General features: G+C 36.6%; 20 protein-coding genes and 2 pseudogenes. 16 read left to right on the top strand and 6 right to left on the bottom strand.

The window, feature by feature from the left end; genetic code table 11:
* Window positions 1-316: 316 nt before the first annotated feature.
* The 3 genes and pseudogenes from DEX24_RS14660 to DEX24_RS14650 all read left to right on the top strand — a co-directional run.
* A pseudogene (locus DEX24_RS14660) lies at window positions 317-719 on the top strand (DDE-type integrase/transposase/recombinase); the annotation flags it as partial.
* Window positions 720-946: 227 nt separating this feature from the next.
* Entirely contained in the window at window positions 947-1,429 is a 483-nt protein-coding gene (locus DEX24_RS14655; protein ID WP_109307167.1) for a hypothetical protein, read from the top strand.
* 31 nt (window positions 1,430-1,460) lie between these two features.
* Window positions 1,461-2,039 carry a hypothetical protein gene (locus DEX24_RS14650; protein ID WP_109307166.1) on the top strand — a complete coding sequence of 193 codons (579 nt, stop codon included), beginning with the start codon at window positions 1,461-1,463 and terminating at the stop codon, window positions 2,037-2,039.
* On the opposite strand, the pseudogene DEX24_RS14645 reads toward DEX24_RS14650, so the two are convergent.
* The 4 genes and pseudogenes from DEX24_RS14645 to DEX24_RS14630 all read right to left on the bottom strand — a co-directional run.
* Window positions 2,020-2,130, bottom strand: a pseudogene (locus DEX24_RS14645) (IS3 family transposase); the annotation flags it as partial. The gene DEX24_RS14650 and the pseudogene DEX24_RS14645 sit on opposite strands and share 20 nt — an antisense overlap.
* A 744-nt stretch (window positions 2,131-2,874) precedes the next feature.
* Window positions 2,875-3,420: a GNAT family N-acetyltransferase gene (locus DEX24_RS14640; RefSeq protein WP_109307164.1), complete on the bottom strand. Its 546-nt coding sequence runs from the start codon at window positions 3,418-3,420 to the stop codon at window positions 2,875-2,877.
* A gap of 44 nt (window positions 3,421-3,464) precedes the next feature.
* Window positions 3,465-3,707 (bottom strand): hypothetical protein, encoded by a 243-nt coding sequence (locus DEX24_RS14635; protein ID WP_109307163.1) that lies wholly within the window; start codon window positions 3,705-3,707, stop codon window positions 3,465-3,467.
* A gap of 4 nt (window positions 3,708-3,711) precedes the next feature.
* Complete coding sequence (locus DEX24_RS14630) at window positions 3,712-4,044, bottom strand: ArsR/SmtB family transcription factor (RefSeq protein ID WP_109307162.1); 333 nt, start codon at window positions 4,042-4,044, stop codon at window positions 3,712-3,714.
* 432 nt (window positions 4,045-4,476) lie between these two features.
* On the opposite strand from DEX24_RS14630, the gene DEX24_RS17275 reads away from it, so the two are divergent.
* Together DEX24_RS17275 and DEX24_RS14620 are read left to right on the top strand one after the other, a co-directional pair.
* A complete protein-coding gene (locus DEX24_RS17275; protein ID WP_170112962.1) occupies window positions 4,477-4,623 on the top strand; it encodes a hypothetical protein in 147 nt (48 codons plus the stop codon).
* A gap of 96 nt (window positions 4,624-4,719) precedes the next feature.
* Window positions 4,720-5,244 (top strand): YfiT family bacillithiol transferase, encoded by a 525-nt coding sequence (locus tag DEX24_RS14620; protein WP_109307160.1) that lies wholly within the window; start codon window positions 4,720-4,722, stop codon window positions 5,242-5,244.
* 70 nt (window positions 5,245-5,314) lie between these two features.
* Here DEX24_RS14620 and DEX24_RS14615 read toward each other — a convergent pair whose 3' ends face one another.
* Complete coding sequence (locus DEX24_RS14615; RefSeq protein WP_109307159.1) at window positions 5,315-5,944, bottom strand: nitroreductase family protein; 630 nt, start codon at window positions 5,942-5,944, stop codon at window positions 5,315-5,317.
* 311 nt (window positions 5,945-6,255) lie between these two features.
* Here DEX24_RS14615 and DEX24_RS14610 point away from each other — a divergent pair, with 311 nt between their 5' ends.
* Together DEX24_RS14610 and DEX24_RS14605 are read left to right on the top strand one after the other, a co-directional pair.
* Entirely contained in the window at window positions 6,256-6,585 is a 330-nt protein-coding gene (locus DEX24_RS14610; RefSeq protein ID WP_109307158.1) for a winged helix-turn-helix transcriptional regulator, read from the top strand.
* Between the two features lie 223 nt (window positions 6,586-6,808).
* Entirely contained in the window at window positions 6,809-8,383 is a 1,575-nt protein-coding gene (locus tag DEX24_RS14605; RefSeq protein WP_109307157.1) for a class I adenylate-forming enzyme family protein, read from the top strand.
* 48 nt (window positions 8,384-8,431) lie between these two features.
* On the opposite strand, the gene DEX24_RS14600 is transcribed toward DEX24_RS14605, so the two are convergent.
* Entirely contained in the window at window positions 8,432-9,301 is an 870-nt protein-coding gene (locus tag DEX24_RS14600) for a YitT family protein (RefSeq protein WP_109307156.1), read from the bottom strand.
* Between the two features lie 178 nt (window positions 9,302-9,479).
* Here DEX24_RS14600 and DEX24_RS14595 point away from each other — a divergent pair, with 178 nt between their 5' ends.
* The 9 genes from DEX24_RS14595 (at window position 9,480) to dinG (ending at window position 19,038) form a co-directional block, all read left to right on the top strand.
* Complete coding sequence (locus tag DEX24_RS14595; protein WP_109307155.1) at window positions 9,480-9,815, top strand: nucleotide pyrophosphohydrolase; 336 nt, start codon at window positions 9,480-9,482, stop codon at window positions 9,813-9,815.
* On the top strand, window positions 9,816-10,610 hold the full coding sequence (dapB, locus tag DEX24_RS14590) for a 4-hydroxy-tetrahydrodipicolinate reductase (RefSeq protein ID WP_109307154.1): 795 nt from the start codon (window positions 9,816-9,818) through the stop codon (window positions 10,608-10,610).
* A 12-nt stretch (window positions 10,611-10,622) separates the two neighbouring features.
* Window positions 10,623-11,030, top strand: a complete 408-nt coding sequence (mgsA, locus tag DEX24_RS14585) for a methylglyoxal synthase (RefSeq protein WP_109307153.1) — start codon at window positions 10,623-10,625, stop codon at window positions 11,028-11,030.
* A 17-nt stretch (window positions 11,031-11,047) separates the two neighbouring features.
* Window positions 11,048-12,181: an N-acetyl-alpha-D-glucosaminyl L-malate synthase BshA gene (gene bshA, locus DEX24_RS14580; RefSeq protein ID WP_109307152.1), complete on the top strand. Its 1,134-nt coding sequence runs from the start codon at window positions 11,048-11,050 to the stop codon at window positions 12,179-12,181.
* A complete protein-coding gene (locus DEX24_RS14575) occupies window positions 12,178-13,359 on the top strand; it encodes a CCA tRNA nucleotidyltransferase (protein WP_109307151.1) in 1,182 nt (393 codons plus the stop codon). Before bshA ends, DEX24_RS14575 begins: the two co-directional genes overlap by 4 nt.
* Window positions 13,337-14,317, top strand: coding sequence for a biotin--[acetyl-CoA-carboxylase] ligase (locus DEX24_RS14570; RefSeq protein ID WP_109307150.1), 981 nt, complete (start codon window positions 13,337-13,339; stop codon window positions 14,315-14,317). Before DEX24_RS14575 ends, DEX24_RS14570 begins: the two co-directional genes overlap by 23 nt.
* Window positions 14,318-14,407: 90 nt before the next feature.
* On the top strand, window positions 14,408-15,223 hold the full coding sequence (panB, locus tag DEX24_RS14565) for a 3-methyl-2-oxobutanoate hydroxymethyltransferase (RefSeq protein WP_109307149.1): 816 nt from the start codon (window positions 14,408-14,410) through the stop codon (window positions 15,221-15,223).
* Complete coding sequence (gene panC, locus DEX24_RS14560) at window positions 15,223-16,050, top strand: pantoate--beta-alanine ligase (RefSeq protein ID WP_109307148.1); 828 nt, start codon at window positions 15,223-15,225, stop codon at window positions 16,048-16,050. Before panB ends, panC begins: the two co-directional genes overlap by 1 nt.
* A gap of 210 nt (window positions 16,051-16,260) precedes the next feature.
* Window positions 16,261-19,038 carry an ATP-dependent DNA helicase DinG gene (gene dinG / locus DEX24_RS14555; protein ID WP_109307147.1) on the top strand — a complete coding sequence of 926 codons (2,778 nt, stop codon included), beginning with the start codon at window positions 16,261-16,263 and terminating at the stop codon, window positions 19,036-19,038.
* The last annotated feature ends 19 nt before the right edge of the window (window positions 19,039-19,057 follow it).

Below are 19,057 nucleotides of genomic sequence, written 5' to 3'. Positions count from 1 at the left end.
ACCTACCTTGGTCGAAAAATATTCAATTGTCTTGTGCAAAATAGCCAACTATCCGAAAAAAGATTAGGATAGTTGGCTATTCGTCGTGCGTACCGAAAAGGTGCGCTTTTTTATATTACGGGCTTACAATACAACGGGAAATATTCTTTTATTCATTTAAAACTCTCCTTTAGTTGGAATTAGTTAAACAATTGATTCTAAATCAACAAACCAATATAAAACACAGTTATAACTATACATTATTTGGTTTTTTTGTAAAGTTTAAGTTAAAATCGGAAAATGATTAGTAGATTTCAAATGACTCATTTTAAGGGGAAACAATTCAAAAGAGAATACCATTGATTTTTATTTAAGTAAATCAAGAGATAAACAAGCAGCCAAGCGCTTTTTCGCACGTGTCTAAGCCTCGAGTGATAACAGTAGATAAGAACCCAGCTTATCCCATCGCCATCCAAGAATTAAAAGAAGAAAAGCGAATACCCGAAGGCATCGAACCAAGGCAAGTTAAATAGCTCAACAATATCGTAGAGCAAGATCATCGCTTTATTAAGAAACGAATTCGCCCGATGCTTGGATTAAAATCCTTTCGGACTGCCAATCGAATTATTGCTGGGATAGAGACTATGCACATAATCCAAAAAGGACAGACTCTCCAAGGGGAGAAGTCCGTCCAACATCAAAAAGAATTCATCTATCAATTGTTTGGATTAGTTGCTTAAGACCAGGGGTCACTAGAGATCAGTTGCTTTTTTATATTTTCTTCAAGTGTTTGCACCAGGAACATACGAAAAGATAGGAAAAACTTATAATTCATGGGATATATGAAGTATAATGGTAAAAAATGTTATAATGAATTTTTTTGTCTTTCAAATGTATGATAAACTAAAATATGGTATTTAATGGTTTTGTTTTTGTTCTAAAAATCAGTTAGAAGGAGCGTCGATAAATGAAAAATATGAATATTTTTTTAAAACTTATTACTTATATACTGAGTGCGATTATAACGATTGGTGTAATTGTTTTCGCGAATCTGACATCTGTTTCTCCGACTCATAAGATAGGAGGAAATGGTAACTTTGGTTTAATTGGTTTCTTTTATTTATTCCCATTTCTTATTATTTTTATGACCATGACGATTAATTTTTTGGACAAGTATATGTATAAAAAATTGTTGAATAAAACGATTCGAATAATTACATGTTCAAGTTTTTTTGTAATTGTATTGATTATAGGTATTGCATTTAAAAGAGCGTTTAAATTAAAATCATTGTTATTTGAAATTAGTCCTATATATCAAGGTAGAGAAGATATACCTTTATTTACCATGTATTCTAATGATATTTTTTTTAACACTTCTACATTTTTGGTAATAGTATCTATTTGTTTATTTATTAGTGGCGTGATGAACTTTAGTAAAAATAAAAATTAACCATTTATTTACATTTATTGTTAATGGTGATGTGTTTGGTGCTAAAATCGACGGAGGTAAGTTATCCAAAAAAGAAATGGAAGAAAATATAAATGAATTACTCATTAAAGAAAAGAAAGAATTTAATATTAATTCTTCAAATGTAAAATTACTAAAGGTTAGGGAGTTATACGATTTAAATGATGATGTAATTGCATTTTATTATAACATTATAGAAGATGAAATTTTAAAAGGGTATGTACTAGCTTCTGTAGATCCCAATTTAGATTCTATTCTTGAGTATGGACAACTTATAGGAGAGAAAGATACTCATTATGGTGAGGTTTTACTTAGTAATAATAATTTAAATGCATATTATCTAGGTTATCAAGCCATTTTCTTTGACACAGATGTAAACTCTTTGAATATCCAGTTAGAAAAAAAGAAAAATTCTATAATAAATAAAATTGAGGAAGAAGATAAAGAGTATGCAGAACAAATCGAAAGTTTAGATTTGGGATTAAATGAAGACGTTGTAATTAAAAACACGAAGGATTTACAGCTTTTTGCTATAGATCCAAATGGAATGTCAACACTAAACTGGACAAAAATTATAGGGGCTGTTGCTTGAATTCCACAGGCGTTAAATAACCTAGTGTTCCGTGAATTCGTAGGTTGTTAAACCAGTGTACGTAATCCCAAAGTTCAAGAGCGAGCTGTTCAATTAACATAGCTTTTAACATAACATCAGCGTGAGCATCTGTTGATTTTCCAGAAGATATTATAATTGCTTCACTATAATTTTTTTTTGATAAACCTGAATCTAAAAGAGCGATTTTAACATGATTAGTAAAGCAAAAAAAGAAATAATAAGAGAACTAATAACCAAGATAATTCTTTTATATTTTATATGAAATATTTCTTTCATTAAAAAAGTTTATAACCTAATAATACCATTAAAGCATTTTTTATCAAAAAAAGAAAAAATATATTAAATCAATAAAATAGAGCATCTAGAGGGTTTTTAACGTTCTTCAAGTTTGAAAGGAGTAATTGGCTCGTCGTGCGGGAGCGAAACCCGACAGAATGTCTTTATTTACGTTTAAGGATTATATCTGGAAAAGCCCCTAATATATAGAGTGAGAAGGCAAGTACTTTTAAAAGTGCTATATATGTTGATATATAGGTGTTTATAGAGTTTTTTGTGTGTTGTATTTTTACAACACACGAAAATAAAAAAATAGTCGTTACCTAATGTTAGATAACTACATGTGCATTTGGAAAAGCCAAGAGGGTGGAAAATCCGTGGCTCGTATCAACTCCTTAAATTCCTTCTGCTTTTCTCCAGTCAAACATTTATCGTTGACACTTCCCGTTTATTTTTCCCTCTGGCCAAATAAAAAAGACCGTCAATAGACGATCTTCTCTTGTGGAACTAAAGTACCCGTTAGTTGAACAAGTTTAACTTATTTTTTATTCCATTCTCCTGCCAAAATCCCATATACAACAAAGTCTACATAATGGTCATATAACCACTCTGCTTGTCTAATACATCCTTCATTTACAAAGTTCAACCTCTCAGGGATACCCCTACTTTTCTTATTGCCAACAGCAACTCTTATCTCAACCTTATTTAGGACCAATTCATCAAAAGCATAATCGGTCAATGTTTTAGCCACCGCGGTCATTATTCCATTTCCTTGAAATTCTTCACCAAGCCAATAACCAATATATGCAGTCTTATTTACATAATTAATGTTATTGTAGCCTGCAACTCCAACAACTTCTCCTTTAAATAAAATAACTGAATTTAAGCTCTTATTTTCTGCAAAGTCTTTTAAACATCCTTTGATAAACTCTGTGGTATCTTCGAGTTTTGTTGTAAAATCCAACCATGGTAGCCATTCTCGTAAATAGTCTCTTGACTTATCTGTTAATTCAAATACCCTTTGGCTATCTCTTAATTCTATTAATTTTAACGATAAATCATCGTTTATCTTATATATGAACAACCTGACCCCTCCAATTAGTTGCGTATAAAGGCTTTTCTTGACTATTAATCTACTTCTTTTAATAATTTTTCGATTTTTCCTATGCGGTCATTTAATTCGTCCACTTGTTTTTGTAGATTAAATGTTTGTTGTTTTTCAACATGTAGTCGTTCCTCTACATGCCTTACATTTTTCTTATATGTTTTATAAATAGAAACTATAAAAATAATTACAGCTACTATAAATCCTAACATAACGATTGTTGCCACTATATCTCCTATATTTATACTTGTAGTGCCATTAGACATTGCTTTAATCCTCCATCTTTTTATTTTTTTTAAAAGTCAGTGTTGTTTCTAACCTCGAAATAAGTTCCTCATTAAGCTGCAAATCAAAGGAATTCAGTCTATAGTATTTCGCAGCTTTACCACTTTCCAGTAGCTCCATATCACTTGAAACAAGATTTGCCTCTTCAAGCTTTTGTAAATGCAAATACAAAAGAGCTCTACTCATACCAAGTTCTCTAGCAAGTTGACTAACATATTGTTTACCGTTAGACAAAATGCTAATAATTCTTAATCGATGAGGATTCGATAAAGCTTCTAAAAACAAAAGTAACTCGTTGCCATTATTAATATGTTTCATATGCAAGTATTTTATTACAGGTAAATCGATTTGTCAATATCAGTAAATAAATAGACGTTCAAATAAATGTTGCCAAATCAAAGTTTGGGAATCTAGTGAAAATGCGTCAGATGTTCTACAAAATGGTTTGACGCGTTTCCTTCTGTCTATCATGTATACAATTTTGTACAAATATTGAAATTCCGCCACTTAACATATTTCGACAACTGAACTGACATGCATAAAAAGATCTATCAGCAGTTGATAAATATTCTTCATTAGAAGAACAAATCGACTTTGTCAAAGCATTCCAAGAGCTAAGTAATTTCTATGAAGCACTTGTTACTTAAGATGAATACAATAATGATATCGATCAATCAATCAAGTAGAAGCCTTAGAAAGCTATGTCGGTTCATATACAATCATCAAAGGAAACGTATAACGGGCGAGACGGTGACGGATATCCGTGAAAAAGTCGAAATGGCTCTACAAAAAATGAAGAAATTAGCCATCGTTAAAAACATCTACTGTCAGATTTTACAGGCGATTGATCCCAAACAAGTAATGCTACAGAATGAGAAAGAATCTTGGCATATTTAGAAGTGTGCGAGAAGAAAAAAGGGCTTAAAGTTTTACTTATTACCGAATATTGTCATATAATGGATGAAAATCGGCTGGTGAAATAGGAGGATATAGATGACAGTTGTAGATGAACAGGTGCGTTATCCACTTGGTAAGGGCACAATTATGAAGAGGATTGATGCCACTACACTGAGTGATTGGATTGAATCGATTGAGCAGTTACCGTATGAAGTGAAAAGGCTAACAGTGAATTTAAATGATGAGCAGCTGAGCAGCACATATCGTAGTGATGGTTGGACGATTCGACAGCTTGTGCATCATTTAGCAGATAGTCATTCACAGGCGTATAATCGTATCCGAACAGCTTTAACAGAGTATATACCCTCGATTCAAATATATGATGAACAAGGTTGGTCAGAGTTGGCAGATTATGATTTACCTATCGCTAGTTCTTTGATGATAATTGAGGGGATTCATAATCGCTGGGTATATCTATTAAAAAATCTAACAGCGCAACAATTGAAGCGGACATATGAACATGCAGTAGATGGCGAATTGACAGTGGAACAAGCGATTGGATTATATGCTTGGCATGGTGAACATCATATCGCTCATATTCGATTAGCTTTAACAAAATAAAGATTTTTATTCAAAAAAAGATGATTTTGGCTTAATAGCCAAAATCATCTTTTTAATTGGGATGAGGGGATTAGATGAATGTTGTAACATCTGCAACAGACAGACGCTCAGTGCCACGATCTGGGCCAATTCCTTTACCGATTGCCAATAAAATAATTGGGAATTCATTTGCAGGAAGTTCGAATTTTTCAGCGAAGGCTTGTTTATCAAAGCCGCCCATCGCTACAGTGTCTAAACCACGATCTTTAGCAATTAACATCAATTGCATAGATACTAAACCAGCATCAAATGATGCAACATTTTTCAGAATTTCAGTAGGAAGACCACTGTATAATTTTTCTGAACCAGCTGTTTGAGCTACAGCGATTTCTGGTGACATTGCCCCAGTTGCTACGCTTAATTCATTAATTTTTTTGGCATTTTTATAAAAATCAGTTGCACCTAAAACTGCAATGATTGCAGACGATGTTTCCAATTGTTCTTGATTAAATGACATAGAGCGAATTTCTTTTTTCACAGCATCATCTGTGATGACAAGGAAGCGCCATGGTTGTTGATTTGATGAAGAAGGAGCTGTCATAGCGTCAGTCAACATTTCTGAAATCTCTTCACGAGAGATTTTAAAATCCGGATCATATTTACGGATAGATTTACGTGCGTACATTGTTTCGATTATTGCTGATTTAGTTGTTGTTGACATGGGATGAATTCCTCCAAATAATATAGTTTTACTAAAAAGTATCTTACTTTAAGTAAGGTGTATTTGTCAAATGAGTTGTTTGAATCATAATTTTCCAATAGCAATTTATCAATAAATAAACGCTATTCAAAAAATATAGATGCATAATTATCTACTGTTTTATTGTTCAATAGGGGGCATAAGATGGATTTTATAATATTGCTTATTAAGTAATAGATCTGTTTGTTATTCAGCAAAAAAAGTTGAACAAAAGGTTTAAAACACTATTTTATAGATTTATGCTACAATATTTATAAGTAGGAGGTGACCAAATGCAAAAACAAGAAGTAGGCCATATTTGTCAAAATTATCATCATGCGGTAGAGTTTATCGGAAAAAAATGGGTGGGTGCTATATTATATTGCTTGGTCGATGGACCTCTTCGTTATAGTGAGATACATGCACGTATAGCGGGTATTTCAGATCGTTTGTTGACACAACGTTTAAATGAATTAATCGAGTCGAATATGATTGAAAAAACGTTTATAGATGAATCAATCAAAAAGACAGAGTATAAGCTAACGAATAATGGTTTGGCTTTTCGTGAAGTGATTTTATCCATTCAAAAATGGGTGCAAATATGTAAATCAAATGATCAATAAACTGAGGTGCTGCCAATAAATTTGGGCAGCATCTTTTTTTATTCAAACACTCAAATAGGTTATATATACAAAAAATGTTTAAAATTGTATAATGAATAGAATCTAGTTGAAAAGGAGGCGTAGCATTTTTTCGAAAATGATTGTATCGATTTGCCCTAACAAAAATAGTCACGATGTTTGATGTTTACGTCGCGGGAAAAATAGTTTGAGAGGGGTAATAAATATGCACGAAATTGAAGAAATTACGCTCTTTGGAAGACCTGGTGTTAAAGTATATAAAAATCGTCCGTCTACTATAAATGATGTATTTGCCGCAGCATTGTTGAAAAGACCAAATATTATCGCAATCCAAAGTGAAAAAACAGCGCTGACATACGCCGAATTGAATTTGCAATCCAATCAACTTGCCAATTTGCTCTATATTGATTTTGACATCCGAAAAGGCCAGCGAGTTGCGGCAATTTTAGCCAATGATGTGGAATTTATTATTACGATGTTAGCTTGCTCAAGACTAGGTGCGGTCATGGTGCCTTTAAATACGCGTCTAACGAAACCTGAAATTACCTATCAGTTGAAAGATTCGATGCCAAGAGTCATTATTTGTGATGATGTTCAAGTAGAAAAAGTAGACCGTCAAATTGTACCTAATCTGATTGTTGTTGGTGATGAAACAACAGATGATTCAATACCATTTTCGGCGATTCAATCTCAATCGGATACCCTTGTTTATTTCACGACAATTATTGCAGAAGAAGATCCATTATTTCTTATGTATACATCTGGAACGACAGGTTTACCTAAAGGAGCCCTTGTTGCACATGTAAATACGATTCATGTCATTATGGGATTGGATGGACGCTTCCGAAAGGTGAGTTTTATGTCGTCAATTGTGGCGGTACCCATGTTCCATATTACGGGTTTGGTTTCACAGGTATTATCGACAATTTATAATGCGGGTACAATCTATTCGATGAGACAGTATCAAAATGATGCTTATTTAGATTTGATTTTAAATCATAAAGTGACAAATCTGACGAATATCCCAACAATTTACAGCATGTTAGCTACAACCCAACGTTTTAAAGAGAGCAATTTTGATTGTGTCATAACAGTTGGTTATGGTGGGGCACCGACCTATCGTAATACATACGATTTATTGAAAACGGCTTTTCCAACATCCAATTTACATAATTCATATGGTGCAACAGAAACGACTTCAGCTGCCACGATTTTGCCGATGAGTTATGAAGATGCGCAAGCAATTACGGTTGGTATACCATTTGATACTATCGATTTAAAAATTGTCGATGGACGTGGTGAGGAAGTAGCTACTGGTGAAATTGGTGAGGTATATCTGCGTGGGCCAACAATTATTCCAGCATATTGGAATAATGATGAAGCGAATGAATATGGCTTTAAAGATGGTTATTGGTGCTCGGGAGATATCGGGACAGTTGATCAGGAGGGTTATGTAGCTATTCTCGATCGTAAAAAGGATATGATAATTCGCGGTGGTGAGAATGTCTACTCGATTGAAGTAGAGGATACACTACGCAAATATCCGAATGTTCATGCTGCGGCCGTTATCGGTCAACCAGATGAGCTATTTGGAGAAAGTGTCAAAGCATTTATTGTAATGGCTCCTGGCACAACAGCAACAGAGGAAGAGTTGACTGCTTTTTGTACTGAAAGTTTAGCGAAATTCAAAATCCCAACAAACTATGAATTTTTAGATCGTATGCCAATGAGTGCCTCAGGTAAAATTCTTAAACATACATTTAAAGTATCACAGAAGTAAAAAAATGCGCGTACAGTATGTTTACTGTGCGCGCATTTGTTGATATATCTAGCGATCAATCGGTTGTTTTTTGTCGTCGAGTGTAAAGCCTTCACCTGTCACATCATGTACTTCGGATATGGAGACAAATGCGTGTGGGTCAACAGAATGGATTAAACTTTTTAGTTTGAAAAGTTCATTTTTAGAAACGACGCAGTAAATAACTTTACGTTCTTCTTTTTTATAAAAGCCTTCCCCGTGTAAATAAGTGACGCCACGGTCCATTTGGGTCGTGATTTTGGCTGCGATTTGTTCATAATGGTCAGAAACAATCATCGCGCCACGTGCAGCATAGGCACCTTCTTGGACAAAGTCGATCACACGAGCAGCAATGAATACCGCGACGAGTGTATACATTGTCGAACGAGCATCGAGGAAAGTAAGGAAGGATACGATGAGTACAATGGCATCTAGTAGGAACATCGTTTTCCCCATATTCCAGCCAAAGTACTTATCGGCGAGTCGAGCAATGATATCAGAACCGCCCGTCGTACCGCCATAACGGAAGACAATACCAAGTCCTCCTCCTAAGAAAACACCGGCGAACAGTGCGACAAGTAATAAATCATCATGCAACTCAATATGGAGATTTAATATTTGGAACACTTTCAAAAAAAAGGAAACACCGAGTGTCCCGATGACGGTGTAGGCAAAAGCACGTCTGCCAAGTATCGTCCAACCGATGATGAACATCGGAATATTGAGTATTAGATTCATAAGAGCAGGGTCCCATTTGAACATGAAGTATAAAATAAGTGTAATACCTGTAATACCGCCTTCACCCAGCTTATTTTCTAGGTTGAAATTGACTAGGCCAAAACTAAATATAGCAGTACCTAGTAAAATGAAGAGCGTATTTTTCAATTTGATTAAACGCAAATATAGACCTCCCTTAAAATGAAAATGCTAAAACTAGTGTTTTATAACGTTACTATTTTTTCGCATAATGTATAATGGGTAATAGAATATTGTTCGGTAAAATGACAGCTAATAAAATTCGCCCATAGAATCATATTATCATGTTCATAAGTCATTTTGCCAGAGGGGGATGTAGAAAATGGAAGATGAAGTAACGATGACTCACATGCAAGAAAGAGTAGATCAGTATATTGGTCAATTTAAAGAAGGTTATTTCCCACCATTTGAACTACTTGCGCGCTTGACAGAAGAACTGGGCGAGCTATCACGAGAAGTTCAAAATGTTTACGGTATGAAAAAGAAAAAACCGACGGAAGCCATCAAATCATTGGAAGAAGAATTTGGAGATTTTTTGTTCGTTGCCATCTGTTTTGCAAATGCGCAAGGGATTTCTATGAACAAAGCATTGGAAACTGTTATGCATAAATTTGAAACACGCGATCAACATCGTTGGACTAAAAAGGAGGAGCAATAAATGATTAAAGTAGCGATTGCTGGACCAAGAGGTAGAATGGGGCAAGAAGCCGTACATACAATTATGAAACATGACAAAATGGAATTGGTAGCAGTATTAGACCACCGTGAAATTGCGCGCAATTTAGCGGACTACGAGCTATTTCCAACTACATATAATGTTGCTGTTTTTACAGATTTAAAAACATTATTTGAAGCAACGACACCACATGTAATTATCGATTTAACGACGCCAGAGACGGTGTACAAACATACGAAATTATCATTGGAATACGGCGTACGTCCAGTAATTGGTACGACAGGTTTTACCGATGAACAGTTGCTTGAACTGACAAACTATGCAAAAGAGCATAGAATTGGAGCCATCATTGCCCCTAACTTTGCAGTAGGAGCCGTTTTGATGATGAAATTTGCCGCAATGGCTGCCCAGTACATGCCAGATGTTGAAATTATTGAATTACATCACGATCAAAAATTAGATGCGCCATCAGGAACGGCATTAAAAACAGCACAGCTTATTCAAGAAAATCGCCCGAGTCATAAACAAGGACATCCAGATGAAAAGGAAACGCTTGCGGGAGCACGTGGCGCAGACTTTGATGGTATGCGTATTCATAGTGTTCGACTACAGGGCTTAGTTGCACATCAGGAAGTACTATTTGGCGGTGAGGGGCAAATGCTGACAATTCGCCATGATTCATATAATCGAGGATCATTCATGTCAGGTGTCAAATTATGTGTTGAGAAGGTTGTTGATATGGAAGAACTTGTTTACGGATTAGAGAACATACTTTAAGGAGAGAATTGGATGAAAATTGCATTAATCGCACATGATAAAAAAAAGGACGATCTCGTCACTTTTTCAATTGCATACAAGCATATATTACAACAACATGAGTTATTTGCAACGGGTACAACAGGTCAAAGAATCATGGATGCGACAGGTTTGGAAATTTCTCGATTTCGTTCTGGTCCCCTAGGTGGAGACCAACAAATAGGTGCGATGATTGCAGAAAATAATATGGATATGGTGATTTTTTTCCGAGATCCATTAACCGCACAGCCACATGAACCCGATATTTCAGCTTTAATGCGATTAAGTGATGTCTATCAAATTCCATTAGCGACAAATATGGGTACGGCAGAAGTATTATTAAAGGGTCTAGAGCATGGTTTTATTGATTTTAGATTATTAGCACAACGACGAGGCAAATGAGAGGAAGTTTTCAGCAGATGAGAAAATTAAAAATAGGCATTACTTGCTACCCTACAGTCGGAGGCTCTGGTGTCATGGCAACTGAGTTGGGTAAAATGCTTGCTGAACGCGGACATGAAATTCATTTCATCACATCAAGCATGCCTTTTCGATTAAATAAAGTGTATCCAAATATATTTTTTCATGAAGTGGAAGTCAATAATTATTCGGTATTTCAATACCCGCCATACGATATTGCATTAGCAAGTCGCATGGCAGATGTGATTCGTGATGAACATCTGGATTTACTTCATGTTCATTATGCAATACCACATGCGGTTTGCGCTGCATTAGGTCGCGATATGTCTGGCGAAGATGTTGGAATTGTTACGACGTTACACGGTACGGATATCACAGTGTTAGGTGATGATTCGCTATTAACGACAGCCATTAAATATGGTATCGATAAATCCGATGTTGTCACGGCTGTATCCAATTCTTTACGCGAGCAGACGATCGACTTGATCCATCCGAATAAGGATATTGAAACTGTCCATAATTTTGTCGATGAAAGAGAGTATTATCCGAGAGATGGTCAAGCGTTACGTCAAGCTTTCTCTATTACTGAAGATGAAAAAGTAATGGTCCATGTATCGAATTTCAGAAAAGTAAAACATGTTCCTGATATTATTGAAACATTTGTAAAGGTGCGCAAAGCTATTCCGTCTAAACTACTATTAATTGGCGATGGACCTGATAAGCATGATGCGATGCAACAAGCAAAAGCAACGCCATATGCCGATGATATATTATTTTTAGGGAAGCAAGAAAATCTTGCTGAGCTTTATGCTATGGCTGATTTGAAGTTTCTTATGTCTGAAAAAGAAGCATTTGGTCTCGTGTTACTCGAAGCGATGGCTTGTGGTGTACCTGGTATTGGTACAAATATTGGCGGTATACCAGAAGTTATTATCGCGGGTGAAAATGGTTACATCGTAGAAGTCGGCGATACTGATGCAGCGGCGACCTATGCGATTGAACTTTTCAAAGATGAAGAAAAGCTACAATCTTTCAGAGAAGCAGCAATCCGCAGTGTAAAACAACGCTTTCGTTCGACTAAAATTGTCGAAGAATATGAAGCGATTTATGAAAAGGTGGCTCGAAAAAAATGACGGATTCATCCTGGCAAGCAGCTTCAAAAGTAATAGAAGCTCTCGAAGAACAACAATTTGAAGCGGTTATTGTTGGTGGTGCAGTTCGTGATTTTTTACTAGGTAAAGAAGCGAATGATGTCGATGTTGCAACGAGTGCTTTACCCGAAGAAACAAAGGCAGTTTTTACAAAAACATTCGATGTAGGAATAGAGCATGGTACGGTTCTCGTCGTTGATTTTAAAGAACCAGTCGAAGTGACAACATTTCGCACAGATGGTGATTATACAGATCATCGTCGACCAGATGAGGTCATCTTCGTACGATCTTTGGAGGAAGATTTAAAACGTCGTGATTTTACGATTAACGCTATGGCTATGCGTCCAAATGGCGATATTATCGATTTATTTAATGGGCGTAGTGATTTGGTCAAGCGAATAATTCGTGCTGTTGGTAATGCACATGAACGATTTTCAGAAGATGCACTACGTATTTTACGTGCGTTGCGTTTTAGTGCGCAACTTGATTTTAGAATAGAAGAAAAAACGCAGCAAGCAATGTATGATAGCGCAGCCTTTCTTGAAAAAATTGCTCGTGAACGCATGAAAATTGAATTTGATAAAATCTTCAAAAGCACTTATCCGAGTAATGCTATTTCAGCGATAAATGATACCCCAATCGCCACCTATTTACATGGTGAGTTTATGGAATTAGCATTATGGAAAAAATTACAGACAGCCGGCAATGAAATAATCGGATGGACTTTTTGGGTATATACGACAGGTAATCGTCAATTATTAGACGATTATCGCTGCTCTAATGAAGAAAAAAAGCAGGTTGCACAAGCGCTTATATGTATGGAGATTTTACAGCAAGGTGATCCAAGTAAAATGGCGTTATTTCTCTATGATGAATCTATTTGGCAAGTTGCAAGTGCATGTAGCAATGCTGTCACACCGCAGCAAAAACCGCAGCTTTTTGAAAATATCCGCGCACAAAAAAAGGCTTTACCTATCCAAAGTAGACAAGAACTCGCTATTTCTGGGCGCGATCTTATGGCGTGGACGGGGAAAAAGGGTGGTCCTTGGTTGAAGGAAGCACTGGAGTCGATTATTGTAAATGTCGTTATGGGTCGACTACAAAATGATGAACAACAAATAAAGGACTGGTTTAAACATGAGTGGAACAATCAAGCATGAAATTTTAAAAAAATTGCAGCATGCCGGTACTGAACCAACTTCTGGGCAAGCATTGGCAGATCAATTGAGCGTATCACGCACAGCTATTTGGAAATACATTAAGCAACTGGAAGCAGACGGTTATTCGTTTGAAACCATTCATAAAAAAGGCTATATTTTAAAAAATGAACCTAATCTTATCGATGCAGCACGTATTAAAGCAGCATTGGATACACCGACTTTTGGTCAAGCTATTCATTATTTTGATACGCTACCATCAACACAACCAGTCGCACATCAACTTGCACAAGAAGGAGCAGCAGCAGGTACAGTCGTTATTTGTGAAGAACAAACAGCAGGACGTGGTCGAATGCAACGCCAATGGGTATCTCAAAAAGGTAAGGGGATTTGGATGAGTGTTATACTACGCCCAGATGTGCCACCCTATGAGGCTCCCCAATTTACACTCGTTGCTGCTGTTGCCATTGTTAAAGCAATTGAAGATGTAGTAGGCATTAGCCCTAAAATTAAATGGCCAAATGATTTGCTTATTGATTCGTTGAAAATTACAGGCATTTTAACGGAACTTCAGGCAGACCCAGACTATGTAAATGCATTGATTATGGGACTTGGTATTAATGTCAATCATATGGCAGACGATTTCCCAGATGATATCAAAGACATTGCGACATCGTTGAAAATTCAAAGTGGTAAAGAAATTGACCGTGCGCATCTCGTAGCACGTATTCTGTATTATTTAGAATTTTACTCGGATAAATATGTCGCAGAAGGTTTTATCCCTATAAAAAAAGAATGGGAAAATTATTCTTGTACGATTGGTCAAAAAATAAAAGTGACGACCGTAAAAGAAGTATTCCACGGTGTGGCGGTTGGTATTACAAATGATGGCGTACTTAAAGTACAACTACCTGATGGTGAAACAAAAAGTGTTTATTCAGCAGACATTGAATTAGCGTAGTAGTACTAATTAAAAGGACTAGAGCAAAGCATGTCCTTTTTTTAACTCTATATGTCTTGACATCTATCTATACACTAGGAGGTTTTTTTGATGAAACGAATTATCGATTTCCCAAAAATGGCAAACAGTAATGACAAAATCGTTATGCTTACGGCATATGATTATCCGTCTGCAAAACTAGCAGAGGAACAAAATGTAGATATGATTTTAGTTGGTGATTCGCTTGGTATGGTCGTACTTGGGTACGATTCAACAATCGAAGTGACGGTTGCTGATATGATTCATCATGGCAAGGCAGTTAGAAGAGGGGCCCCAAATACCTTTGTCATCGTAGATATGCCCTTTGGTAGCTATCATGGTGATCGATATGACGTATTAAAAACAGCAGTGGATATTTTCCAACAAACTGGGGCAAACGCATTAAAAGTAGAAGGGGTAGGAACAACTTTACCGACCATTAAATTAATGATTGAGGCGGGTATTCCAGTAATGGGTCATTTAGGATTGCAACCACAGCAAGCTGCAAATATGGGTGGTTATAAAGTACAAGGACGTACGGAGGAAGGCGTTCAAAAATTAATTGACGAAGTGCATCAACTACAGGATGTAGGCGTATTTGCCATCGTATTTGAATGCATTCCTACAGAAGTTATGACGCAGCTACAAGCAATTTTAACTGTGCCATCAATTGGTATAGGGGCTGGTCCAACAGCAGATGGTCAAGTACTCGTCTATCATGATGTACTAGCATATGGTTCCCATCATATCGCCAAATTTGTCAAACAATTTAGCAATATTGGAAAGGAAGCTGCTAAAGGCATTCAACTATACAAAGACGCTGTTAAAACAGGTGATTTTCCTGCTGAAATACATAGCTTCCATTTGAAAAAGGAGGCAGGGAAATAATGAAAATCATCAAGACAATCCCAGAATTACAACAAGAAATAGCACGATATAGCAATCAAGAAATTGGTTTTGTTCCAACGATGGGTGCATTACATGATGGTCATTTAACGCTTATGCGATTAGCACAGGAACAAAATGATCTCGTCATCGTTAGCATATTCGTTAACCCCACACAATTTAGCAACAAAAAGGACTATGTCAATTACCCACGTGAACTTGAGGGAGACGCTGAGAAATGTCGAACAGTTGGTGTCACTATCATCTTTGCACCATCTGTAGAAGAGATATACGGACATGCGGGTGGTATCACTTTTGATGCTGGTCCAGCGGCCGAAATACTATGTGGCATTTCACGACCAGGCCATTTCAATGGTGTTCTCCAAATCGTGTCGAAGCTCTTTATGCTTATCAAACCACAACGAGCTTATTTTGGTCAAAAAGATGCTCAGCAAGTAGCGTTGATTGAAATGCTTGTACGCGATTATTTCTTTCCTATTAGGATTATTGCGGTACCCATCGTTCGCGAATCAGATGGTTTAGCAAGTAGTTCACGCAACGTATTTCTCACAGCATCTCAGCGCCTTCAAGCGGCCGTTATCTTTCAACAATTGCAAATTGTAAAAAAAGCAGTCGAAACCAAACAACCACTTGCTAGCGTTTTTGCACAAGCGATTGCAGCCATAAATGCAACGGATGGCAAGGTCGAGTATTTTGAATTACGCAGCTATCCAGACCTTACGAGAGAAATAGCAGATGCCACGAAAAAAGTATTGGCAGTGGCTGTTCAATTTCCTACTGTGAGATTGATTGATAATATTATTTTTTGATTGCTAGGCATCCACTATTCAGCTTGTTATTACTGAGAACTAATTTGGTTACGCAATGAGAAAAATGGATAGACAGCATTTTTCAAGTGCATGAATTCGATTTCCCCCTATTATTTACGATATATCTCGCAAAGATAGGGTTGTCTTTATTCAAGGGGGAAAAAGTATGATAAAATCGACAGTATAAATTGATTCGAAAGATGTGAGCAAATGGAAAGCCAAATGTACGCGATTGTCGATCTAGAAACAACAGGACATTCTCCAAAACAAGGAGATCGTATCATTCAATTAGCCATCGTTTTTATGAAAGATTGGCAGATCGTAGATACGTATACAACATTCGTCAATCCAGGGAAGAAAATCCCTTTCTTTATTCAGGATTTGACACATATTCATGATGCAGATGTTAAAGATGCACAACCGTTTGAAACGATAGCTTCAACAGTATATGATATGCTGCAAGATTGTGTTTTTGTCGCACATAATATTGATTTTGATTTGCCTTTTTTACAGGAAGAATTTAAGCGTTGTGGGTTGTCCAAATGGTTAGGGAAAAGCATGGATACCGTGGAGCTTGCGAAAATTATTTTCCCGAGCGCATTTAGCTATAAGCTGCAAGAAATTGCTGTAGAGCTAGAAATTTTACTGACGAATGCTCATCGCGCAGATGATGATGCGATGGCGACAGCATTGCTCTTGAAAAAATGTTGGGAGCGTCTAATGGAGTTGCCTTTGGATACAGTACAGCAACTTCATACACGATCATTTAAGTTGAAATCAGGTCTGTCTCATTTGTTCTTCGAGGCGGTGCAAGAAAAACGAAAAAAAGTAGAGCTGCTGGATACGCATTTTGATTATCGAAATGTACCAATTAAATTACAAATTACAGAACAAATTGCCAACGCGGAAATAAAATATCCGCATAGTACAGAGGAAAAGAAGGCATTATTTTCTCGTGCAATTACAGGTTTTGAAGTACGTGAAGGCCAATTCCAAATGATGGATGCCGTATGGAATAGTTTGAAACATCATACGGAAATACTATCTGAAGCGTCGACAGGGATCGGTAAAACATTAGCGTATTTAATACCAAGTATCGTTTATGCTAAGCAGCATAAAGAGCAGGTTGTTATTAGTACGTATACATCTCATTTACTGGACCAGTTAATATCAGATGAATTACCCAAAGCGGAAAAATTGCTACAATGTAAAATTAATATTGCCGTATTAAAAGGGATGGAGCATTATATTGATCTCGATCGCTTTTGCGATTCTCTTGCGGTGAGTGATGATACGTATGATGAAAATTTCTTGAAGATGCAAATCCTCGTTTGGCTTGCAGTGTCAGCTACTGGTGATTTAAATGAGGTGAATGTATCAGGTGGTGGACGTCTGCTTATCGATCGTATTCGTCGCACGTCAACAACTGCAGATACAAAAAATAAGAATGTCTTTGATTTTTATTTGGAAGCGTTAAAGCAATGTGAGCATGCGGAATTGATTATTACGAATCACGCGATGCTTATTGCAGATTTAGAACGGGCAACACCGATTTTGGATCATGTTGGTGGCTTCGTATTAGATGAGGGACATCAGATGATACAAGCAGCTACAATGCGTGAAGAGAAAACATTTACGTATCGCAGTTGGAAATATTTATTTGGTCAGCTTGGTCATTTTGATGAGCGACAAATGACGCATTTATTTTATCAATTGATGAAGTCTTCTGATCGTGTACCATTGCGTACATTAACAAAATTAGAAAATCAATTTTTCCAAATGACCGATCTTTTCGAAGATGCAATTGCACATGTACAAAGTTCGATGAATTTACCCTATACAAATCGTAAAAATCAAAAGAAAACGATTATGTTAAAAGATATTTTATTGAAGAAACCTTTATTACAACAGGTTAGTCATATGATTATGGAATGGTTAAAACTTGCAGAGCAATCGACACAGGTTTTCCTTAGCTATCATGATGATTTAGCGGTATCTCAAAAAGCAGCATTGGCAGATTGGCAATATTGGTTGCGTGAGCTTCGAATTATGGAATCTAAATGGTCAGCAATCTTCCTTGTACCAAACGATGAAATGACATCTTGGGCGGAGGCGGATGCCCGTAGCTTGCCAAATAGTATTCAAATATACAATCGCCCGATACAAATTGCAGATCATATTACGGAAGTTTTCGACCGTTATCGTGCAAAGCAAAGCATTATTTGGGCATCTGGCACACTTACTGTCCCAGGGAACCGTCGTTTTATCGCAGACCAACTTGGGTTAGCGCAAGATGTACCGTTATTCCAATTCCAAGCGCCAACAGAGTACTATAAAGGGGCGAATGTATATGTGGTAGAAGATATGCCAGATATTCAACAAGTATCGCAAGCTGAATATATTGAGGCGGTAGCAGAAGCGGTTATTCAGACAGTACTAGCTACTGCTGGACGTTGTTTTGTGTTATTCACCTCACAAGATATGTTACGCAAGACCGTTCTTCTCATACAGGAAATTGGTGCATTAGAAGATTATATGATTTTCGCACAGGGGATGTCCTCCGGTAGTCGTATGCGATTATTGAAGATGTTCCAACGTTTTGAACATTCCGTCCTGTTTGGAACAAACAGCTTTTGGGAAGGTGTAGATGTACCTGGTGATGCTTTATCAGCAGTCATCGTTGTTCGTCTGCCGTTCTCTGCACCGGAAGAACCATTATTCAAGGCGAAGTCTATTAAAATGCAACAGCAAGGGTTAAATTCATTTTATAGACTATCACTTCCAGAAGCGATTTTACGTTTTAAACAAGGTTTTGGTCGTTTAATTCGTTCTTCTGAGGATAAGGGTGCCTTCATCGTTCTTGACAGAAGAATTGAGACGAAATCTTATGGTCGCGACTTTTTGCAAGCTTTACCAAATGTTGAAATTCGCAAGGTGACTTTGGAAAATATGGTGTTCGATTTAGAAGATTGGTATAATAACAAATGATAAATAAGAAGTCTAAGGT

It is taken from the genome of Kurthia sibirica (assembly GCF_003143975.1).
In the GTDB taxonomy this organism is placed as follows: Bacteria; Bacillota; Bacilli; order Bacillales_A; family Planococcaceae; genus Kurthia; species Kurthia sibirica.
This window is presented reverse-complemented; position numbering and strand designations above follow the sequence as displayed.